The 19749-nt window shown below is 64.1% G+C and carries 20 protein-coding genes and 1 pseudogene; 9 read left to right on the top strand and 12 right to left on the bottom strand.

Annotated features, from left to right (window positions below; genetic code table 11):
* Window positions 1–46: 46 nt before the first annotated feature.
* Entirely contained in the window at window positions 47–814 is a 768-nt protein-coding gene (locus AC0L3U_RS35835) for an ArsR/SmtB family transcription factor (RefSeq protein ID WP_473290047.1), read from the top strand.
* A gap of 41 nt (window positions 815–855) precedes the next feature.
* Entirely contained in the window at window positions 856–1146 is a 291-nt protein-coding gene (locus AC0L3U_RS35830; protein ID WP_473364787.1) for a hypothetical protein, read from the top strand.
* A 132-nt stretch (window positions 1147–1278) separates the two neighbouring features.
* Here AC0L3U_RS35830 and AC0L3U_RS35825 read toward each other — a convergent pair whose 3' ends face one another.
* Together AC0L3U_RS35825 and AC0L3U_RS35820 are read right to left on the bottom strand one after the other, a co-directional pair.
* Window positions 1279–1488 carry a hypothetical protein gene (locus tag AC0L3U_RS35825; RefSeq protein WP_027570060.1) on the bottom strand — a complete coding sequence of 70 codons (210 nt, stop codon included), beginning with the start codon at window positions 1486–1488 and terminating at the stop codon, window positions 1279–1281.
* A complete protein-coding gene (locus tag AC0L3U_RS35820) occupies window positions 1485–1649 on the bottom strand; it encodes a hypothetical protein (RefSeq protein WP_456766452.1) in 165 nt (54 codons plus the stop codon). Before AC0L3U_RS35820 ends, AC0L3U_RS35825 begins: the two co-directional genes overlap by 4 nt.
* A gap of 343 nt (window positions 1650–1992) precedes the next feature.
* On the opposite strand from AC0L3U_RS35820, the gene AC0L3U_RS35815 reads away from it, so the two are divergent.
* Window positions 1993–2262 (top strand): hypothetical protein, encoded by a 270-nt coding sequence (locus AC0L3U_RS35815; RefSeq protein ID WP_473364786.1) that lies wholly within the window; start codon window positions 1993–1995, stop codon window positions 2260–2262.
* 18 nt (window positions 2263–2280) lie between these two features.
* Here AC0L3U_RS35815 and AC0L3U_RS35810 read toward each other — a convergent pair whose 3' ends face one another.
* The 5 genes and pseudogenes from AC0L3U_RS35810 to AC0L3U_RS35790 all read right to left on the bottom strand — a co-directional run bounded on the left by AC0L3U_RS35810 (window position 2281) and on the right by AC0L3U_RS35790 (window position 7992).
* Complete coding sequence (locus tag AC0L3U_RS35810) at window positions 2281–3900, bottom strand: ABC transporter ATP-binding protein (RefSeq protein WP_473364785.1); 1620 nt, start codon at window positions 3898–3900, stop codon at window positions 2281–2283.
* A gap of 2 nt (window positions 3901–3902) precedes the next feature.
* Window positions 3903–4742 carry an ABC transporter permease gene (locus AC0L3U_RS35805; protein WP_018458168.1) on the bottom strand — a complete coding sequence of 280 codons (840 nt, stop codon included), beginning with the start codon at window positions 4740–4742 and terminating at the stop codon, window positions 3903–3905.
* Window positions 4739–5710 carry an ABC transporter permease gene (locus AC0L3U_RS35800; protein WP_473364784.1) on the bottom strand — a complete coding sequence of 324 codons (972 nt, stop codon included), beginning with the start codon at window positions 5708–5710 and terminating at the stop codon, window positions 4739–4741. The genes AC0L3U_RS35805 and AC0L3U_RS35800 overlap by 4 nt, the downstream gene beginning before the upstream one ends.
* A 203-nt stretch (window positions 5711–5913) precedes the next feature.
* On the bottom strand, window positions 5914–7464 hold the full coding sequence (locus AC0L3U_RS35795) for an ABC transporter substrate-binding protein (RefSeq protein WP_456766448.1): 1551 nt from the start codon (window positions 7462–7464) through the stop codon (window positions 5914–5916).
* Between the two features lie 217 nt (window positions 7465–7681).
* A pseudogene (locus tag AC0L3U_RS35790) lies at window positions 7682–7992 on the bottom strand (hypothetical protein).
* Window positions 7993–8169: 177 nt separating this feature from the next.
* Between AC0L3U_RS35790 and irr the strand changes: the two are divergent.
* On the top strand, window positions 8170–8652 hold the full coding sequence (gene irr / locus AC0L3U_RS35785) for a Fur family transcriptional regulator Irr (protein ID WP_473364783.1): 483 nt from the start codon (window positions 8170–8172) through the stop codon (window positions 8650–8652).
* A gap of 7 nt (window positions 8653–8659) precedes the next feature.
* Here irr and AC0L3U_RS35780 read toward each other — a convergent pair whose 3' ends face one another.
* Window positions 8660–10210, bottom strand: coding sequence for a winged helix-turn-helix domain-containing protein (locus AC0L3U_RS35780; RefSeq protein ID WP_473364782.1), 1551 nt, complete (start codon window positions 10208–10210; stop codon window positions 8660–8662).
* Between the two features lie 134 nt (window positions 10211–10344).
* Between AC0L3U_RS35780 and mddA the strand changes: the two genes are divergently transcribed.
* Window positions 10345–11130 (top strand): methanethiol S-methyltransferase, encoded by a 786-nt coding sequence (mddA, locus tag AC0L3U_RS35775; protein ID WP_456766445.1) that lies wholly within the window; start codon window positions 10345–10347, stop codon window positions 11128–11130.
* Between the two features lie 227 nt (window positions 11131–11357).
* Window positions 11358–11780: a GFA family protein gene (locus AC0L3U_RS35770; RefSeq protein ID WP_027515305.1), complete on the top strand. Its 423-nt coding sequence runs from the start codon at window positions 11358–11360 to the stop codon at window positions 11778–11780.
* Window positions 11781–11827: 47 nt separating this feature from the next.
* On the opposite strand, the gene AC0L3U_RS35765 is transcribed toward AC0L3U_RS35770, so the two are convergent.
* Complete coding sequence (locus tag AC0L3U_RS35765) at window positions 11828–13387, bottom strand: winged helix-turn-helix domain-containing tetratricopeptide repeat protein (protein WP_473364781.1); 1560 nt, start codon at window positions 13385–13387, stop codon at window positions 11828–11830.
* A gap of 384 nt (window positions 13388–13771) precedes the next feature.
* On the opposite strand from AC0L3U_RS35765, the gene pcaB reads away from it, so the two are divergent.
* Entirely contained in the window at window positions 13772–15133 is a 1362-nt protein-coding gene (pcaB, locus tag AC0L3U_RS35760) for a 3-carboxy-cis,cis-muconate cycloisomerase (protein WP_473364780.1), read from the top strand.
* A gap of 113 nt (window positions 15134–15246) precedes the next feature.
* Window positions 15247–16503, top strand: a complete 1257-nt coding sequence (locus tag AC0L3U_RS35755) for an aminopeptidase (protein ID WP_473364779.1) — start codon at window positions 15247–15249, stop codon at window positions 16501–16503.
* A gap of 159 nt (window positions 16504–16662) precedes the next feature.
* On the opposite strand, the gene AC0L3U_RS35750 is transcribed toward AC0L3U_RS35755, so the two are convergent.
* Entirely contained in the window at window positions 16663–17217 is a 555-nt protein-coding gene (locus AC0L3U_RS35750) for a hypothetical protein (protein WP_473364778.1), read from the bottom strand.
* 235 nt (window positions 17218–17452) lie between these two features.
* On the opposite strand from AC0L3U_RS35750, the gene AC0L3U_RS35745 reads away from it, so the two are divergent.
* Entirely contained in the window at window positions 17453–17908 is a 456-nt protein-coding gene (locus AC0L3U_RS35745) for a cupin domain-containing protein (protein ID WP_473290083.1), read from the top strand.
* 98 nt (window positions 17909–18006) lie between these two features.
* Here the strand turns inward: AC0L3U_RS35745 and AC0L3U_RS35740 are convergent, their stop codons facing one another.
* Both AC0L3U_RS35740 and AC0L3U_RS35735 read right to left on the bottom strand, forming a co-directional pair.
* The gene (locus AC0L3U_RS35740) at window positions 18007–19056 is read right to left on the bottom strand and encodes an amidohydrolase family protein (protein ID WP_473364777.1); all 1050 of its coding nucleotides are present in this window, start codon (window positions 19054–19056) and stop codon (window positions 18007–18009) included.
* A 117-nt stretch (window positions 19057–19173) separates the two neighbouring features.
* Window positions 19174–19695: a hypothetical protein gene (locus tag AC0L3U_RS35735; protein ID WP_473364776.1), complete on the bottom strand. Its 522-nt coding sequence runs from the start codon at window positions 19693–19695 to the stop codon at window positions 19174–19176.
* Window positions 19696–19749: the final 54 nt, after the last annotated feature.

The raw sequence follows: 19749 nt of genomic DNA, 5'->3' as shown, positions 1-19749 counted from the left end.
AACCATCACCGTTGTCGTGCCGGGACGGTCGCGATACGCTTTCTCCATGGTCGCAGCGGCAAACATGGTCGAGGTGGCGGCACTGGTCGGCGATACCGCGCGGGCCACGATGCTGGCGGCGCTGATGGGCGGGCAGGCCCTGACCGCGAGCGAACTGGCGGCGCGCGCGCGAATATCGAGGTCGACGGCAAGCGGACATCTCGGCAAGCTGGTCGGGGCGCGGCTGCTCATCGTGACGCAGAAACGTCGCAATCGCTATTACCGCATCGCGTCTCCTTTGGTGGCCAGGATGCTGGAGAGCATCAAGGCCGTCGCCGCCATCGAGGTTCCGGGGCGCCACCAGTCACGCTCGATCGCCGACGATCAACTTCGCTTTGCGCGCACCTGCTACGACCATCTGGCCGGCTATCTCGGCGTCGCCATCGCCGACGCCCTCGTCGCCAAAGCGCACGTCGTGCTCACCGAAGACGGCGGAGAGGTAACGGACTCCGGAACGCATTTCCTCTCCGCGTTCGGCGCAGTGCTGGAGCCGAAATCCGGAAGCAGGCGAATCTTCTGCCGCCCATGCCTGGACTGGAGCGAGCGTCGCTTTCACGTCGCCGGTCACGTCGGCGCAGAGATTCAACGTTGCTGCCTGGAGCGCGGCTGGCTGAGACGGGATCGCGACACGCGGATCGTGCACGTCACCCCAGCCGGGCAAATCGGTTTTCGCAAGACATTCGGCATCGATCTGAGCGGTAACGGCGACCGGTCCGCGGCACCTTCGCCCGCGCACGAAGTTATGAATGGGGTGCCCATGGAAATCCGCCGCTGAATGAACAAATGCCAAGGGGGCCGCAGAATGAATGATCAGCCATGACAAGCATCAAACCCGCCGTTGCCGCCCTCGTCACCATCGGGCTGCTTGCCGCGCCGTTCGCGGCTGAAGCCAAAAAGCACCGGTCAATCCGATCTTACAGCACCGGCGTGGTGGCCCCGAGCTATGGGAGCGCCGGATCGTTGGCAGCACAGCCCAGAGCCTACGGGTCGAGCGGACAGTCGGTCGGGACGGTCACGGCGCCGTCGATCGGCACGTATAATTGGCCATCGGTCGGCGTGACCAACGCAGTCCCGACCTGGAACAATACCAACCCGCCCATCCGATAGGTGCGCCTGTCCGGCGAGCCAATGCCGGTCAGCCTGCGCCGGTCGCAAGGCCAGAGAAGATCAAGCGCGACCAGCAATGATCATGGCGGTGGACCAGGCATTTCGGATCGTTCAGGGACAGCGCAGCCAATCCTAAATTCCCCGGCCGACCTGTTGGCCGATCACGCAGCGCCATCCGGCGAGACGCTCGGCCGGATGCTGGTTCATCCATTCGGCGAGCTGTGGCGCACCCATCAGGCACGATTGCATCGAGACGTCGGCGAAGTCGGATGTGGTGACGGTTTGCTCATGACAGTTCGCTGGAGAGGCGAGGTTGCAGAGCACGGCGATGATCTTGATCACGCGAGGTTGCCTCCGTCGCTGCGATGCGCGGAGGCCCCGCTCGATCGTTCGCTCACCGGATCAGCCGGCGGGAAGATGCTGTCGTAGATCGCGCGCGCTTCCTGGATGAGGCGAATGCGCTCACGCTCGGATTTCGAGACAAACTCAATAACCTGGCCCATGTCGGCTCCAATAGATCGTCAATCCATCATCAGATGATGGAAATCATCTCATGCGGATGTGGGGTGCCGGCTTCGGCTTTGCAGCCGAGCGGGCGGTCACGAGGGATAAAAAGCCCGTGAGTATTCCGTTCCTGAAGTGGAGCGGGATACCTTCAGCGATGCGTCCATCTCGCGGCGCATCTGTTCGGCCGTGACCGCTTCGCAGCATCGTGATGACGAGTTGAGCCCTGCGGTGTGAGCGCATTGCGGCACATTTCCTCGCGCGCGGAGTTGTAAGATCACTCAATGCACGGGCGCCTGACAAACGGCATTGCGATTGAGAGACCGCCCGAAAGGATCAGCCATGACAACAACGAAACGCTCCATTGCTGCACTCATTGCTCTCGGATTGGCAGCAGCGCCACTCGCTGTCAGCGCACAGACGTCGGCGACAGGTACACCAGGCAGCACGAGCGGACGCACCGGAGCGCCGGTACAGCAAGGGACTATCGGAAGTTCCGGGCAGACCGTCGGGACCGTGACAGCGCCGTCGGTCGGAACGTCCAACCAGCCCTCCGTCGGCGTAACAAACTCGGTCCCCACCTGGAGCAACACAAATCCCCGACCGAAGTAGAAACCGCGATCGGCTGACTTAAGCCGTCGGCGCGCGCTCTCTCTGCCCGGGCACTGCCCCGAGCAGCTCGCGCGTATAGGGATGTTCGGGCGCTGCGAACAGCTGCGCGGTCGGCTTCAGCTCGACGATGACGCCGCGCTGCATCACGGCGATGCGGTCACAGATCTGGGCGGCAACGCGTAGATCGTGGGTGATGAACAGCATCGAGAGGCCGAGGCGGGCCTTGAGGTCTTCGAGCAGCCGCAGGACCTGCGCCTGCACGGAGACGTCGAGCGCGGAGACGGCCTCGTCCGCGACGATGATCTCGGGCTCGAGCGCGAGCGCACGCGCAATGCCGATGCGCTGGCGCTGGCCGCCGGAGAATTCATGCGGATAGCGCTCGAGTGCGCCGGCATCGAGGCCGACCATCTTGAGGAGATCGCGGGCGCGGTCGAACGCGACTTTCGGATCGGTGCCGGCCGCGATCGGGCCGTCGGCAATGATATGACCGACCTTGCGGCGCGGATTGAGCGAAGCGAACGGATCCTGGAAGATCATCTGGATGCGGTGACGCTCGGCGCGTAGCGCCTTGCCCGCGAGCTTTGTGAGATCGGTCTCGCCGATCCGCACGGTGCCGCGATCGGCTTCGATCAGCCGCATCACCAGCCGGGCCACCGACGATTTGCCGGAACCGGATTCGCCGACCAGGCCGAGCGTCTCGCCCTTGAGAATCGTGAAGTTGACTTTGCGCGCGGCATCGACGCGCCGGTCCTCGCGAAACCAGCCGCCCGAGGTGACGTAGGTCTTGTCCAGTCCGATCACCTCGACCGCCTTGGCCTGGTCGTCGAGGGCGCTGCGGGCGGGCGGGTCCATCGAGGGCACGGCGGCGAGCAGCGCCTTGGTGTAGTCGTGCTGCGGCGCGTTGAAGACGGCCGAGGCGGGGCCTTCCTCGACCACCTTGCCATGGCGCAACACCACGACCTGGTCGGCGATGTCGGCGACCACGCCGAAATCATGGGTGATGAACATCACCGCCATGTTGCGATTGCGCTGGAGATTGCGGATCAGTTTCAGGATCTGCGCTTGCGTGGTGACGTCGAGCGCGGTGGTCGGCTCGTCCGCCACCAGCACCGCGGGTTCGAGCGCGAGCGCCATCGCGATCATGGCGCGCTGGCGCTGGCCGCCGGAGAGCTGGTGCGGATAGGCGCGCACGATGCGCTCGGGGTCGGGGAGGCCGACCTCGCGCGCCAGCGACAGCGCCTTGGCGCGCCGCTCCCTCGGCGTGAGCAGCCCGTGCGCCTCGAACATCTCCGCCATCTGGTCGCCGATCCGCATCAACGGATTGAGCGCGGTCATCGGCTCCTGAAAGATCATAGCGAGCCGGCGGCCGCGCAGATCGCGCCAGCCGTCGTCGTCGAGCTTGAGCAGGTCGCGGCCTTCGAATTGGATCTCGCCGGAGGTGACGGTGACCGTGTCAGGCAACAGGCCCATCAGCGCATGCGCGCACATCGATTTGCCGGAGCCGGATTCGCCGACGACGCAGACGATCTTGCCGGGTCTCAGATCAAGCGAGACGCCGTCGACCGCGAATGGCCGTTCCGCGCCCTTGGGCAGCGCGATCCGCAAGTTCTTGATGGAGATGGCGGGCGGTGCGGTCATGATCAGCGGCCCTCCCGCGACAGGCGCGGATTGAGCGCGTCGTTGAGGCCTTCGCCGATCAAATTGAGGCCGAGCACCGAGATCAGGATCGCGACGCCGGGAAACACGGTGATCCACCAGGCCTGGCGGATCACGGTACGGCCGGCACCGACCATGTAGCCCCAGGAGATCAGATTGGGATCGCCGAGGCCGAGGAACGCCAGCGAGGATTCCAGCAGGATCGCGGTCGCCACCATCAGCGAGGCCAGCACGATCACCGGCGACAACGTGTTCGGCAGGATTTCGCGCAGGATGATCCAGGTGTTGCTCTGGCCCGTGACCACCGCGGCCTGGACGTACTCCCGCGTGCGCAGCGACAGCACCTCGCCGCGGACGAGGCGCGCGACCGGCGGCCAGCTTACCAGCGCGATCGAGGCGACGATCGAGTAGATCGAGGGCTGCAGGATCGCGACCAGCACGATCGCGAGCGCAAAGCTCGGAATGGTCTGGAAGAACTCGGTGAAGCGCATCAGGGCGTCGTCGACCCTGCCGCCGAAATAGCCGGCCATGGCGCCGATGGGAACGCCGACGACCAGCGCCACCAGGGTGGAGACCATGCCGACGAGTAGCGAGACGCGTGCGCCAAAGATCATGCCGGCGAACACGTCGCGGCCGAGTGCATCGGTGCCGAGCGGTACGGTCGCGAGCGTGAACGGCGGCAGGAACGGCCGCTGCACCATGCGCCAGGGCGAGTTCGGGAACAGCATCGGACCAAACAACGCGACCGAGATCGCAAGGAGCAGGATGATGAGCCCGATGACGCCGCTCGGGCTCCTCAGCATCGATTTCCAGAACTGTTTCATGTGGTGAATTCGATGCGCGGGTCGACCAGGCGATAGACCAGGTCGGTGATGAGGTTGAAGATCAGGACCATGGCGGAGCAGATCACGAAGACGCCGAGCAGCAGATTGTAGTCGCGCTGGAGCAGGGCGTCGTACATCAGGCGCCCGATGCCGGGCCAGGCGAACACGGTCTCAGTGATGACGGCGCCGCCGATCAGGGTGCCGGAGTGGACGCCGGCGAGCGTCACGACGGGGAGCAGCGCGTTGCGCAGGACGTGGCGACGCTGGATCACGGCATCGGAGAGGCCTTTGGCGCGCGCGGTCTTGACGAAGTCGAGACGCTTCACCTCCAGCATCGAGGCGCGCGTCATGCGGGTGTAGGTCGCCATGAAGAACAGGCCGAGCGTCATCGCCGGCATGATCAGGTGCTTTGCGACGTCGACGGCATGGGCAGGGCCGGAGAGGTTGGCGCCGACCGTCTCGTAGCCGAAGCTCGGCAGCCAATCCATGGTGACCGAAAACAGCAGGATGCCCATCAGCGCCACCCAGAAGATCGGCATGGCGTAGAATATCAGGGCGAAGACGGTGATCGCGGTGTCGAGAAAGGTTCCGGCAAAGCGCGCGGCGAAGGTGCCGAAGAGAACGCCGAGCACGAGCGAGATCGCAAACGCCGTCAGCGTCAGCAGCAAGGTCGCCGGCAGCCGCTCGCCGATCAGCTTCGCGACCGGTGCCTGCTGGCGGAAGGAGAAGCCGAGGTCGAGGGTAGCAATGCCTTTGACGTAGATGAAGAGCTGCTCAGGCAGCGGCTTGTCCAGGCCGAACTTCTCCCTGAGCTGCTGGACGAAAATCTGGTCGCTGGCGCCGGCCTCGCCCGCCATCACGACGGCGGGATCGCCGGGCGCGAGCCGGATCAGGAAGAAATTGAGGACGACGATCGCAAGCAGGACGATCACGCCCTTCGCGACACGCTGAGCGACAAAGGAGAGCATCTAGAGGATCATATCTTGGAGCGTGACCTGAAGCCGCCGGGGCAGTGCGCTCCCTCGCCCCGCTCTTGCGGGGAGAGGGTTGGGGTGAGGGGCCTCTCTCGACGTGCGAGAATGTCGATGGATCTGTACCCCCTCACCCGCCGCGCTCTGCGAGCGCGTCGACCTCTCCCCGCAGGCGGGGAGAGGTGAAGGAAGCCACACCCTCACTTGTCGAGCCATGCGTCCTTGAAGCCGTCGTTGACCCCGATCCCGGTGGTGATCAGGTTCTTGACCTTGCAGCGCATGATGGTCGGGAATTGCAGCTCGAGCATCCAGGCCACCGGCACGTCCTCGACCAGGATCTTCTGCGCCTTCTCGTAGATCTCCTTGCGCTTGGAGTCGGGCGTTGCCACCGCGCCGTCGGCGAACAGCTTGTCGATTTCCGGGTTGGAGTAACCCTCGACGTTGTTGAACACCTGGCCCTTGGCGATCGCGCTGGAGACGTAGTTGCGGCCGACGCCGAGGGCCGGATCACCGTACTGATAGAGATAGGTGAAGGCGATGTCGTAGTCCCAGTCGCCGATCTTCTGGTTGCCGCCGGCAACGTCGGTGGCGATAGTCTCGATGTTCATGCCGACGTCCTGGAGGTTCTGCTTCACGGCTTCACCCCAGCGCTGCCAGGTCTCGCCATAGGCGAGCGGCAGAAGACGGATCTTCTCGCCCTTGTAGCCGGCTTCTTTCAGCAGCGCCTTGGCCTTGGCGGGATCGTAAGGGTATTTCGGCACGTCGCCGGTGTAGTATTTGATGGTCGAGGCCGACGGGCCGGTCGCGACCTTGCCAAGCCCGTTCCAGATCACGTCCTTGGCGAACTCGCGGTCGATCGCAAACATGACCGCCTGCCGCACCCGCTTGTCGGCGAGCGGACCCTGGCGGTTGTTGAGCCACAGCCAGGCCAGCGGCGAGAAGAACTCCCAGCCGGCGCCGGTGACGCAGGTGTCCTTCAGCTTGGACAGCCGCGGCACGTCGAAATTCTCGACCGAGCCGCCGGGCAGCACGTCGACCTTGCCGGTCTCATACGCCACCGAGCGCGCCGCAGCGTCGGGAATGATCTGCCAGTAGATCTCGTCGAGATAAGGCTTGCCCTTCTCGTAATAGTTCGGGTTCTTGACCAGGCGGATGAAAGAGCCCTTCTGCCATTCCTTGAACATGAAGGGGCCGGTGCCGACAGGGGCGTTATTGTAGGGATTGGTCTTCCAGTCGGTGCCTTCATAAAGATGCTTCGGCACCATCGGCATCGAGCCGACCTCGAAGATGCCGAGGAACGGGCCGAACGGCTGCTTCAGCGTGAACACCACCGTGTAGTCGTCGGGAGCCTCGACCTTGTCGACCTGCGCGAGGTTGTTGCGGGCGCGCGCATGGGTCTGCTTCAGCATATCGAGCGAGAACAGCACGTCGGCGGCGGTGAAGGGCTTGCCGTCGTGCCAGGTCACGCCCTTCCTGAGCTTGAATGTGTAGGTTTTTGCGTCCTCGCTGACGCTCCAGCTCTCGGCGAGCTCGGGCTGCGGTTCGAGCTTGGGGCTGTAGCGAAGCAGGCCTTCGAAAATGTTGCCCGACACCATCTGCACCGGGCCGTTCTGGACCATCGCCAGCATCAGGCCGGGCGGCTCGGGCTGAATCACGGCATTGATCGCTCCACCCGCTTTCGGCTCTTGCGCCAGCGCCGGGGCCGCGAGACCGCAAGCCAGGAGGACACCAAGCAACACTCGTTTTGACATGTCGTATCTTTCTCAAGCGAGACCAACCGCAAACGCTTCGCACGTCATGGCGCGCAAAGCTATGGCCGGCCCATCCCAGTCCCCATCCGGGATCGAGGCTCACACAGTCTCGTTCGGCGCCGCAAGATGAAAGTCTCGACAGTGTTCGCACAAAAAATGTACAGCGCGTCCTGTTATGGCGTTTGACGGCCAAACCGGCGCCGCCGCGCCGCACGGCTCAGGAGGGCCGCAGCACCCGTTGCAACTCGGCAAGCTCATCCGCGAGTTGCCCCCGGTGCGCGATGTCGTCCTTGGGATGGCCGCGACACTGCCCGCGAGCTCGCGCAGGATTCCGGCGAGCAGGCCGAAATTGAGGTGCAGGTGCACCGATTTGCGTTCCTCCGCCGTGCCCGGATGCTGCAGCACCAGCGCAACGCCGCTGCCGTCGAGATGTGCCTCGAACCGCGATGAATGCCCGAAGGTGCCGACATAGAACTTGTCGGGATATTCGAGCGCGATCTCTGCCTTGTCGGGAACCGGCTTGGACATGTGAGCCTCATTGTTGTCAGGCTATTCTGGCCGGGAATAAACTGGTCCGCCTTGCGATAGGTCAGAGGCGGGCTCGTTCCGGATTTGATCAAGATCAAAGCCGGGCTTCCGCTTCTGCGATCTGATGGCAGGACGCGTGAAGCCCCGCGTGCCCGGTCAACTGCGAGTGCATCGGCGATGAACGTCCATTCCACCCCACCCGAAGCGGATTCAGACGATATCGCCATCTCTTTCGCGGACGAGGCGTCGGCACGTTGCGCGCAATTGCTCGGCGATGCCGGCCTCAGGCTGACGCGCCACCGTCTGGCGCTCGGTCAAATGCTGTTCCTCCGCCCTCATCGTCATGTGACAGCGGAGGGGCTTTATGAAGAAGCCACCGCCGCCAATCTGCGGCTGTCGCTTGCGACCGTCTACAACACGCTGAACCAGTTCACCGAAGCCGGCCTGTTGCGCCGGATCGCGGCCGACGGCATCAAGTCGTTCTTCGACACCGATACGTCCGTGCATCCGCATTTCTACCTCGAAGGCGAGGATGTGCTGGTCGACGTCACCGACGGCCTGACCTTCACCAGGATACCCGAGGCGCTCCCGGGCCACGAAATCGCGCGGCTCGACGTCGTCGTCCATCTGCGCCGAAAGCGCGACGCAGACCCGGCATGATGATCGTCTAGCGCAAGCCCGCCCGCCGGAATCCTTCCAGATAGTGCTCGCGGTCGGCCTCGTTGGCCCACGGCAATTGCGTCGCGATCCAGTGCAACGAGATGTTGGGCTGGGTGCGGCGGAGCTCGCCCAGCGCCATCTCCGCAAGCATGCCGTCGCCGGTCATACCGGCAGAAACCGCCAGCACGCGGTAGGCGCCGGTGAGGTCACCGCGGTGGCGGATCGCCTCCCGCGCGAGCGCGATGGCCTCGCCATAGCGCCGCTCGGTGAAGCGGGCATAGCCGGCGATGCCGTGATAGATCGCCAGGGATGGATCGCGCGGCGAGAGCCGCATTGCCCTCTGCGCGGCCTCGAATGAATCCTTCGGTCGTCCGGCATAGGACAGCGCCAGTGCGTAATAGCCCTGCGCCAGCGAGAAGTTCGGATTGAGCGCGAGCGCCTGCTCGAACTCGGACAGCGCGTCTGCAAGCCTTCGCGTCGAGAAGCAGACGCTGCCGAGCGCGGCGTGCGCCCAGGCATCCTCGTGGTCGCAGCGCACCGCGGCGAGCGCGGCGGCTTCCGCCACCGGCGCCACCAGCGCAAGCTCGGCCCAGCCGAGATGCACGCCGAACATGTGGTTCGCCGCGAGCACCGACAGCGCCTGGCCGTAGTTCGCGTCGATCCCGATCGCGCGTTCCAGCAGCACCCGTGCGGTCTCGTGATCCCGCCGCGTCACGCGCCAGTAATGCGACAGCGCCCGCATCAGGAGATCCCAGGCATCCAGGCTCGCGGGGGGCTTGCGATGGGCGCGAAAACTCTCCGCCGCATGAATCTGCGGCTCGATCGCCGCGGCGATCGCATTGGTGATCTCGTCCTGCACGGCGAACACGTCGACCAGCTCGCGGTCGTAGCGCTCGGCCCAGAGATGGCTGCCGGTTGTGGCGTCGTTGAGCTGCGCGGTGATGCGCACCCGGTTGTCCGACTTGCGCACGCTGCCTTCGACGACGTAGCGGACGCCCAGTTCCTCGGCGATCTGCCGGATGTGGACAGCGCGGCCCTTGTAGGTGAAGGACGAGTTGCGGGCGATCACCATGAACCAGCGCTGCTTCGACAGCGCGGTGAGGATGTCCTCGCTGATGCCGTCGCCGAAATAGTCCTGTGCGGGATCGCCGCTCATGTTCTCGAAAGCGAGCACCGCGACCGCCGGACGGTCCGCCAGGGCGCGCGGCAGGACAGCGACGGGTTGCGCGGGCGCCGTTGCGGCTGCCACTTCTTCCCGGACTTCGCCGACGAAACGAAAGCCCTTGCGCGGAATGGTCTTGATCAGCCGCTGGCTCGCACCGTCGTCGCCGAGCGCCTTGCGGGCGGCGTTGATCCGGCTGTTCAGGGCGGAATCCGAGATGCTCCGATCGCTCCAGATCTGGCTGATCAGGTCATCCTTGCTGACCACACGGGTGCGCTGCGCCACCAGATAGAGCAGGAGATCGAACACCTGCGGCTGCAACGGCACGGCGGCGCCGCTGCAGGTGAGTTCCCGCAGGTCGCCGTCGAGCACGTTGTTTTCAAAGCGAAATCGCACGTTTCTGTCGTCTCAAGCAAAAATCAAAGTCGTCTCAGGCGAAAATCAACCGTCCGCGAAAGTCTTGAGACCTCCGGTGCGGCATGGTGCAGCGACCAATGAAGTGCCGGCGTTTTGGCACAACGGAGCTGTTTATGACCCAAATTGATCATCAGGTTCATCCTATCGGCCCGGTTGCGGGCTCACGCATTTTCAAGTTCATCGCATTTCTGTACGGAATTGCGGCGTATCTCGTGTTTTTCGTCACCATTCTCTACGCCATCGGCTTCGTCATGGGGCTGGTGGTGCCGAAGACCATCGACACCGGGACCGACACGCCCGTGGCCGAAGCCGTCGTCATCAATCTGCTCCTGATGGCCCTGTTTGCGGTCCAGCACAGCGTGATGGCGCGCCGGCAATTCAAGGCGTGGTGGACGCAGTACGTCCCCAAGCCGGTCGAGCGCAGCACCTATGTGCTGTTTGCGAGCCTGTCATTGCTGCTCCTGTTCTGGCAGTGGCGTCCGCTGCCCACGGTCGTATGGGACGTCGCGAACCCGGATCTTGCTGTGACGATCGTCACGCTGTCGCTGGTGGGCTGGGTCCTGGTGTTCACCTCGACCTTCATCATCAATCACTTCGAGTTGTTCGGATTGCATCAGGTGACCAATCATCTCGTCGGCAAGGAGGCGTCGCCGCCGCGCTTCAAGACGCCGCTGCTCTACAAGTTCGTCCGTCATCCGATCTATCTCGGCTTCATCATCGCGTTCTGGGCAGCGCCGGTCATGACCGCGGGCCATCTGCTGTTCGCCGCCGTGACCACGCTCTACATCTTCGTCGGCATCGCGCTGGAGGAGCACGACCTCATCGATCTCTTCGGCGACGAGTACCGGCAGTACAAACAACGGGTGTCGATGCTTATTCCCTGGCGCAAGTCGGTATAGCTTGCGAGTCTTTCCGTCGCGTCCCCCGAAAGGAGGACGCGCGGCGGCGCCGAGGCGCGTATCGGAGCTTGCCGGACGCAACCTCCAATGTTTCTCGGGGTGAATCCCCTCACCCTGCGCTATCAGTGCGAGCAAAGCTCGTCGCGATCCCGCATCCGCCTTTGCCGAATTGTCGGCAAAAAGGAGCGGTAGGAGAAATTCAAACCTTCATCAACGGAGACGACCCAATGAAACATGTCGGAAACTGCTTCTGTGGCGCGGTCACGATCGAGGTCACAGGTGCGCCGGAGGCGATGGGCTATTGCCATTGCAGCTCGTGCCGCTCGTGGTCGGGCGGTCCGGTGAACGCCTTCAGCCTTTGGAAGCCCGAAGCCGTGCGCATCACCGAAGGTGCTCAGAATGTCGAGACCTTTGCGAAGACGCCGCTCAGCCAGCGCAAATATTGCAAGAAGTGCGGCGGCCATCTCATGACCAACCATCCGCCGCTCGGCCTGGTCGACGTCTTCACCGCCACCATCCCCACGCTCGCCTTCGCGCCCGGCGTCCACGTAAATTACGCCGAGACCGTGCTGCCAATGCGCGACGGCCTGCCCAAGCTCAAGGATTTCCCGGCCGAATTCGGCGGCAGCGGCGAGATGATGCAGGAGTGATGCGCTTCTTCTCTCCTCTCCCCGCAAGCGGGGAGAGGAGAGATTCGCTATGTCATCCCCGCGCGCCGCAATCCCTCGAGATAATGCTCGCGATCCTCGTCCCGCAGCATCGGCAGCTCGCGCGTGATCCAGGCGAGCGAGATGCCGGGTTGGGCGCGGCGCAAGCCTTCCAGGGCGGAAGCCGCGCGCGCGGGATCGCCCGACATTCCGGCGGCGGCCGTCAGCACGCGATGCGCACCGACGAAATCGGCGCGCTGCCGCATCGACTCCCGTGCCATCTGTGCGGCGCCTTCGTAATCGCGGCCGATGAACCGGGCATACGCCGCAACGCCGCAATAGATCGCCGCGAGCGGGTCGCGCGGGCTCAGCCGCAGCGCGCGGCGCGCGGCGACATCGCCGTTCTGCCATCGTCCCGCGTAACACAGCGTCACGCCGTAGAAGGCGTGCGCCATCGCAAAGTTCGGATTGAGGTTCAGCGCCAGCTCGAATTCCGCCAGTGCGTCGTCGAAGCGGCGGCGGAATAGATAGGTATAAGCCAGGCCATGATGGGCCCAGGCATCCTCGCGATCGGCCTCCACCGCCGCGAGCGCGGCGCGCTCGGCGACCGGCACGGTCACGGCCATGTCGGACCAGCCCATATGCGCGCCGAAGATGTGGCTGGTCGCGAGCAGGCCGAGCGCCTTGCCATAGGCGGGATCGAGCGCGACGGCCTTTTCGAGCAGTCCTTGCGCGGCGGCATTGTCCTCGCGGGTGATACGCCAGTAATGCGACAATGCGCGCATCACGAGGTCCCAGGCATCCAGGCTTCCCGGCGGCTTCTGCTGGGCGCGAAAACTCTCGGCGGTATAGAGCTGCGGCTCGATCGCGGCGACGATCGCCTCGGTGATCTCGTCCTGCACCGCGAAGATGTCGGCAAGCTCGCGGTCGTATCGTTCGGCCCAGAGATGGCTGCCGGTCGAGACGTCGTTGAGCTGGGCTGAGATACGCACGCGATCGCCGCTCCGCCGCACGCTGCCTTCGAGCACGTAGCGCACGCCGAGCTCGCGCGCGACCTCGTTCATGTGCACCGCGCGGCCTTTGTAGACGAAGGAGGAGTTGCGCGCGATGACGAAGAACCAGCGCAGCTTCGACAGCGCGGTGATGATGTCCTCGCTGATCCCGTCGGAGAAATAATCCTGATCGAGGTCGCCGCTCATGTTGGTGAAGGGCAGCACCGCGATCGCCGGCCGGTCCGGTAGAGGCAGCGGGGCCTGCAGAAGCTTCGCTCCGAAATCGGAGTCCGGCGCGGTTGCTCCACGCTTGGTCTCGACGTCGCCGACGAAACGAAAACCCTTGCGCGAGATGGTACGGATCACCGCCTGGCTCGCGCCGCTGTCGCCGACCGCCTTGCGTGCCGCATTGATCCGGCTGGTCAGAGTGGATTCGGAGACGCTGCGCCCGTGCCAGATCTTGTCGATCAGCTCGTCCTTGCTGACCACCCGGTCGCGATTCTCCATGAGGTGGACAACGAGATCGAAGACCTGCGGCTCCACGGCAACGGGAACCTGCTCGCGGCTCAGCTCGCGCAAGTCGGTATCGAGCAGGTGATCCCGGAACAGAAACTGCACGTCGAAAACTCAGACCTCAAGGCAACATCGGGCAATGATGAAAGCAAAACGGATTTCGGCTGATGTCTGTGAGTCCACCGAGGAGCCTACCCGGTTCACCACGATCGCGTGATGGCAGCCATGCGATTTACGGGGACGAATGCAACCTGGGTTAGAACGTGGCCGGTTCGGCCGGATTGTCCCGGTCTCCTCGCTGGACCTGATCTTGCTGAGCGCACAGTTTATCACCGTCACCCTGAGGCGCCGTAGCGAAGCCTCGCACGTCAGGATGACGGAGGCGACAGTTTAGACGTCTGAAAACTTGACGAACGGTGAATGTCCATTGCCGAACAGTTCCGTGTGCGTAAGCTGCCTTCACACAACACCAACAACGAAGAAACGCCCATGCCCGCTTTTCATCCCTCGACCACCGTGCTCGATTCCATGCTGTTCCGCGATGCCTTCGGCACACCGCAGATGCGGGAGGTGTTTTCCGATATCGCGACGGTCGCGCGCTATGCCGAGGTCGAGGTGGCGCTGGCGAAGGCGGAAGCGAGATGCGGGGTGATTCCGCAGGATGCGGCCGACCAGATCGCGGCGCGGACCGACGTTGCCGCGCTGGATTTCGACCTGTTGCGGCAGGAGACCGATGTCGTCGGCTATCCGATCCTGCCGCTCGTGCATCAGATGGTGAAGCAATGCGGCGACGCCGGCCGCTATGTGCATTGGGGCGCGACCACGCAGGACATCATGGACACCGCCGTGGTGCTGCAACTGCGCGCCGGGCTCGAGATCGTGGAGCAGGACATCGCCGCACTGCGCACAATCCTCGCCGACCTCTCGAAGCGCTACCGCGACACGCCGATGGCGGGCCGCACCCATCTCCAGCAGGCGCTGCCGGTCACCTTCGGTTACAAGACCGCGATCTGGCTCGCGATGTTCGACCGCCACGCCGAGCGCCTCAGTGAATTGAAGCCGCGCGTTCTGGTCGGCCAGTTCGCCGGCGCCGCTGGCACGCTGGCCTCGCTCGGCGACAAGGGGTTCGAGGTGCAGGAAGCGCTCTGCGCCGAACTGAGGCTCGGCGTCCCCGCCTCGACCTGGCACGTCGCACGCGACGGTTTTGCCGAGGCGGTGAATTTCCTGGCGCTCGTCACCGGCTCGCTCGGCAAGATCGCGCTCGACGTCATGATCATGGCCTCGACCGAATTCGCCGAGGTCTACGAGCCCTTCGTCAAGGGACGTGGAGCTTCCTCGACCATGCCTCAGAAGCGCAACCCGATCTCCTCGGAACTGATGCTCGCGGCGTCCAAGGCGGTGCGCCAGCACGCCGGCCTCATGCTGGATTCCATGGTGCAGGATTTCGAGCGCGCCACCGGGCCCTGGCACGCCGAATGGATGGCGATCCCCGAGAGCTTCGTGCTGACCGCCGGCGCGTTGCATCAGGCGAAGTTCGCGCTCGCCGGCCTCATCGTGGACGAAAGGAAGATGAACGAGAATCTTGCCGTCAGCCGCGGTCTGATCGTGGCCGAAGCCGTCATGATGGGGCTCGCGCCGCAGATCGGGCGGCAGGAGGCCCATGACGTGGTCTATGACGCCTGCCGGCTCGCCAATGAGAAAGGTCTGACATTGGCGGACGCATTGTCGTCCGATTCCCGCGTCTCCGTCAGAATCGATCGTGCCACGATCGAGGCGCTGACATCACCGAAAAATTACCTCGGCCTTGCTCCCGCCATGGTCGACCGGGTGCTGAAATCGGCAACGCGTTGAAAACCAAAATGCGCGAAACTGCGTATCTTTGGGGCGTCGCAAGGCACTCGCGCACTTGTGTCTCGCGATGCTAGACTTAGATTGAGCGAGAGACGTTCGGCAGAGGATTCGGCATGACTGATCAACGCATCACCTCCACTCCCATCGATCCCGTGAAGCTCGACCGGCTGGCCGAGGTGGCGGTGAAGGTGGGCCTGGGCTTGCGGCCCGGCCAGGATCTGCTCTTGACGGCGCCTGCGATCGCGTTGCCGCTGGTGCGGCGGATCGCCGTGCATGCCTACAAGGCGGGCGCCGGCATCGTGACGCCTATCCTCTCGGACGAAGAGATGACGCTGGCGCGCTACCGCCACGGCCACGACGACAGCTTCGATCGTGCCGCCAACTGGCTCTACGAGGGCATGGCCAAAGCGTTCTCGAACAACACCGCGCGTCTCGCCATCGTCGGCGACAATCCGATGCTGCTGTCGGGCGAAGATGCTTCGAAGGTCGCGCGCGCCAGCAAGGCCAATTCCATGGCCTATCAGCCCGCGCTGGAAAAGATCGTCAATTTCGATACCAACTGGAACATCATTGCCTATCCGAGCCCGTCCTGGGCGAAGCAGGTGTTCCCCAATGAACCCGAGGAAATTGCCATCGGCAAGCTCGCAGACGCGATCTTCGCGGCATCCCGCGTCGATCGCGACGATGCGCCGGCCAATTGGGCGAGCCACAACGCGGTGCTGCGCGAGCGCACCAACTGGCTCAACGGCCAGCGTTTCCGCGCGCTCCAGTACTCGGGACCGGGCACCGATCTCACCATCGGCCTCGCCGACGGCCACGAATGGGAGGGCGGCGCCTCGCTCTCCAAGAACGGCATCAGCTGCAACGCCAACATCCCGACCGAAGAGGTCTTCACCACGCCGCATTGCCGGCGGGTCTACGGCCATGTCGTGAGCTCGAAGCCGCTGTCCTACCAGGGCACGCTGATCGACAACATCGCGGTGCGTTTCGAGGACGGCAGGATCGTCGACGCCAAGGCTTCGCGCGGTGAGGAGGTACTGAATAAGGTGCTCGACACCGACGAGGGCGCGCGCCGTCTCGGCGAAGTGGCCCTGGTGCCGCATTCCTCGCCGATCTCGCAGAGTGGGCTGTTGTTCTACAACACACTGTTCGACGAGAACGCAGCCTCGCACATCGCGCTCGGCCAGTGCTATTCGAAGTGCTTCGTCAACGGCGCGCAGCTCACGCCGCAACAGATCGCCGCGCAAGGCGGCAACCAGAGCCTGATCCATATCGACTGGATGATCGGCTCGGCCGAGACCGATATCGACGGCATTCTCGCCGACGGCAGCAAAGTGCCGGTGTTTCGCAAGGGCGAATGGGCGAAGTAACGCGTCTTGCTGTCCATCCTTCGAGACGCCCGCTTCGCGGGCTCCTCAGGATGAGGTTTCGTCTTGCGGTGAGATATTAGACCCTCATGGTGAGGAGCGCCGTTCACGGCGCGTCTCGAACCATGAAGGCCGAGCACGTTCCTATTCTCAAAGCCCGCCTTACGCCGCCGCGTTGCGCAGCATCGGGCTGTTGTCGATGCTGAAGCGGTTGAACAGCGTCGTGAACGGGCTGCCGTCGGTGGCCCGCACGACGGCATCGGAGGCCGCCACCGCGTCGTAGAGCGCACCGACCGGATCATTCGCCTCGGGCAGGTCGAGACCCCCGCGGATTTGCTCGCGGGCCTCGTTGACGTCGTCCTCGTCGTCGAGCGTCGCCTCCAGCGCGTCCGCCGCCCGCCGCATCTCATGGAGGTCACCGCCGGCGGAAAATTTGAGGATGTCGAGCCAATAGGGGCGCGCCACAACGAGCTGGACGAAAGCCTCGAAACTCTCCGCGATGATTCCCGCGCGGCCTTCCGACGAGACGTAGAGCACGTTCTGAGACGGCAGCAGCACGAACGCGCCGCCGGAGCCGTCACTGCCGATCTGCCAGGGGCTTTCGATGCCGTCGACGGTGAACCAGGGCTCCTCGTCGGTTGCGAAGGAGACATCGAGGCTGCCGAGCCAGGCGACGACCTCGCCTTGAGCTGCGAGAACCTCCGGGGTGAGGGGCATCGGTATGGCTCCTTTCAGATAGCTCCGCGCACTTTGTCGCACCCCGGGAAAGAGGGGTTCATGTGCGCGAAATTGCAGGGAAATTGGGACGTTAACCGTTTCGCGTCTGCAACTTGCGGCTGATTGTCGGGCCCTGCGTAAGAAAGAATTAAAAACCGGCTACTAGCGTTCCCGCCATCTTTGAACAATCCGGGCCGAGACCCGGCGGATCTTATTTTATCCCCTGGGGGAATAGATGTCGCGCACATTGATTGAAATCAGTAGTTGCAATGTAGAGCTTGAGCTGCGGCCGATCGAGCCTTCCTGGATCATCGAAGGCAATCCGGTGTCGCGCTCGCACATCCTGTCCACCAGCGCCGACGGCACCGCTTCGACCATCATCTGGGCCTGCACCGAAGGGCGCTTCAACTGGTACTACGATATCGACGAGACGATCATGATCATGGAAGGATCGATCGTGCTCGAAAGCGACGGCATGCCGCCGAAGCGCTACGGCCCGGGCGACGTCATTTTCTTCCGTAACGGCGCGCACGCCAAATGGCATGTCGAAGGCCACGTCAAGAAGATCGCGTTCTGCCGCAAGACCAATCCCGTGATGATCGGCTTCCTGATCCGCGTCGTCAACAAGCTCAAGAAGATGCTTGTCTCCACCGGCGAGCGCCGCCCGGCCTCGCTGATGGGCGCCGGTTAGAGTTCAATCAGTTTCAAGGACGCTTCCCAGCGGTCACGACGGAACAGGGGCCGGGATCAACATCCCGGCCCCTGTTCTCGTCATGGCGCCAATCCCTTTCAAGGCAAATCGAGCCGGTAGAAATTGCTCGCGGTCTGCGAGAATAACGCCGTCTTCTCTGTCTCGCTCAAGGGTGCGGCGATACGCTTGAAGGTGTTGAAGATCACCTGGTAGCTGCACTGGCCCTTGTCCGGTGGGAAATTGCTCTCGAACATTGCGCGCTTGGGTCCAAACGCCTCGATGCAGGGCTCAATGTAAGGCCGCCACGCCGCGGCAAGCTCCTCGGATGACGGCGGTCTCTCGCGCAAATGGAAGTCGTAGCCGAGCAGGCACATCGCGAGCCCGCCGAGCTTCACCACCACGTTCTCGCATTTGGCGATCTCCCGGATCGAGGCGCGCCATTGCGCAAACACCTCCTCGCGTCGCCCGGCAAAGCGGCCGATTCCGGCCGGGCCGCCGCAATGGTCGAGCACGATCCTGGTGTCGGGAAATGCGCGGGCGAGCTCGGTCAGCTCGCCGATCTGCGGATGGAACAGCCAGGCATCGAAGCTCAGGTTCAGCGGCGCGAGACAGGCGAAGCCCCTGCGGAAGGTCGGGTCCTGCAGCAATCCCTGCGGCCGGTTCGCATACATGCCGGCGACAGCAGGATCCGGGTCCCAGGCCGAGGAATGCCGGATGCCGCGGAAGCGACCGTTGCCTGCCGCGATCTCGGCCTCCAGCACCGGCTTTGCGGCATCGCCGAGCAGCAGATTGACGTGGCTGACGATGCCGGCGCAAATCGCGGCCTTGCCGTAACCGCCGCTGGCGCTCATCGCGGCGACGCCATTGGCGAACTCGACCTCGCCGACCGGCCGGAATGCTTCGGGCCCGTGCGCACGATACATCGAGCGACAGTCGACATAGACCGTGGCGATGACGTTGTGGCCGGAGGCGATATCGGCCGCCATCTCCTCGATCAGATAGCGGTGCCCGCGATTCCAGAGATGGTGGTGGGGATCGACGATCGGCCGCGAGGGATCGATGATCTCCTCCCGATGCAGCGCGAGCCAGTCCTCGCGCGGCTCGACGAATAGCCCGCTCGTGTTGGCGGGCAGACCGCTTGCGGCCATCGGTGTTCGCTCCCTTGATGTATGCTTCTTGTCCGGGGAGCCTAACACCGCGTTTTCGCGCGCAGCAGCGCGCGTTGCGCAACCGCACCCGGCATCGCGGGCACAGCGGCGCCGTCGTCAACCCTTGCGCCGCTTCGCCTTCACATCGACCACCAGCCGCCAATCGGTCGCGGTGGCCGGCTTCACCTCGCCGAGCCAATGGAAGAAATCCTCGGTGATCTCCGTAAAACTCCAGCGCGTCAGGTCGCCGGCTTCGGTCGTGCCTTCCTGCACGATGTCGGGATCGCGTGGACGGCCGATCTGCTGGCGGAATATGCAGCGACCGGGATCGAACCAGGAAATCCGCCATCCATCGATGGTCGGATCGTAGACCCGCAGCGTCGTGCCGTACCAATTGCCGGCGATCGGCAAAGCCGGGCTGCCGGCCGGGTGCGGAATGATCCAGACGTCCTGCACGGCGCGGCCCTCCAGCACCCAGCCGAAATGGATTTCGCCGGGCGCGGTGTGTTTCGTTCCATCGGGTCCATGGGCGGTGATCTCGGCGTCCCAATCGCCGACGAAACGGCCGTAAAGCCGCAGCGCCGCCGCGTGCTCGGGGTTCGGTCCGTCCGCGTGCAATAATCTCGCAAAGTCGGTCATGTCGATCTCCTGTTGCGAGGAGATCAGCACGACCGGCCGGCAGCCGACTTGGAG

The sequence above is a fragment of the Bradyrhizobium sp. Kon69 genome (assembly GCF_055807515.1).
This window is presented reverse-complemented; position numbering and strand designations above follow the sequence as displayed.

What these genes read in the sequence shown, in the direction of transcription:
- mddA (WP_456766445.1), top strand. Translation starts at nt 10,345, where the DNA reads ATGACCCAAATTGATCATCAGGTTCATCCTATCGGCCCGGTTGCGGGC.
- AC0L3U_RS35740 (WP_473364777.1), bottom strand. Translation starts at nt 19,056, where the DNA reads ATGGCCGCAAGCGGTCTGCCCGCCAACACGAGCGGGCTATTCGTCGAG.
- irr (WP_473364783.1), top strand. Translation starts at nt 8,170, where the DNA reads ATGAACGTCCATTCCACCCCACCCGAAGCGGATTCAGACGATATCGCC.
- pcaB (WP_473364780.1), top strand. Translation starts at nt 13,772, where the DNA reads ATGCCCGCTTTTCATCCCTCGACCACCGTGCTCGATTCCATGCTGTTC.
- AC0L3U_RS35835 (WP_473290047.1), top strand. Translation starts at nt 47, where the DNA reads ATGGTCGCAGCGGCAAACATGGTCGAGGTGGCGGCACTGGTCGGCGAT.
- AC0L3U_RS35800 (WP_473364784.1), bottom strand. Translation starts at nt 5,710, where the DNA reads ATGCTCTCCTTTGTCGCTCAGCGTGTCGCGAAGGGCGTGATCGTCCTG.
- AC0L3U_RS35755 (WP_473364779.1), top strand. Translation starts at nt 15,247, where the DNA reads ATGACTGATCAACGCATCACCTCCACTCCCATCGATCCCGTGAAGCTC.
- AC0L3U_RS35815 (WP_473364786.1), top strand. Translation starts at nt 1,993, where the DNA reads ATGACAACAACGAAACGCTCCATTGCTGCACTCATTGCTCTCGGATTG.
- AC0L3U_RS35750 (WP_473364778.1), bottom strand. Translation starts at nt 17,217, where the DNA reads ATGCCCCTCACCCCGGAGGTTCTCGCAGCTCAAGGCGAGGTCGTCGCC.
- AC0L3U_RS35820 (WP_456766452.1), bottom strand. Translation starts at nt 1,649, where the DNA reads ATGGGCCAGGTTATTGAGTTTGTCTCGAAATCCGAGCGTGAGCGCATT.
- AC0L3U_RS35745 (WP_473290083.1), top strand. Translation starts at nt 17,453, where the DNA reads ATGTCGCGCACATTGATTGAAATCAGTAGTTGCAATGTAGAGCTTGAG.
- AC0L3U_RS35735 (WP_473364776.1), bottom strand. Translation starts at nt 19,695, where the DNA reads ATGACCGACTTTGCGAGATTATTGCACGCGGACGGACCGAACCCCGAG.
- AC0L3U_RS35810 (WP_473364785.1), bottom strand. Translation starts at nt 3,900, where the DNA reads ATGACCGCACCGCCCGCCATCTCCATCAAGAACTTGCGGATCGCGCTG.
- AC0L3U_RS35805 (WP_018458168.1), bottom strand. Translation starts at nt 4,742, where the DNA reads ATGAAACAGTTCTGGAAATCGATGCTGAGGAGCCCGAGCGGCGTCATC.
- AC0L3U_RS35770 (WP_027515305.1), top strand. Translation starts at nt 11,358, where the DNA reads ATGAAACATGTCGGAAACTGCTTCTGTGGCGCGGTCACGATCGAGGTC.
- AC0L3U_RS35830 (WP_473364787.1), top strand. Translation starts at nt 856, where the DNA reads ATGACAAGCATCAAACCCGCCGTTGCCGCCCTCGTCACCATCGGGCTG.
- AC0L3U_RS35795 (WP_456766448.1), bottom strand. Translation starts at nt 7,464, where the DNA reads ATGTCAAAACGAGTGTTGCTTGGTGTCCTCCTGGCTTGCGGTCTCGCG.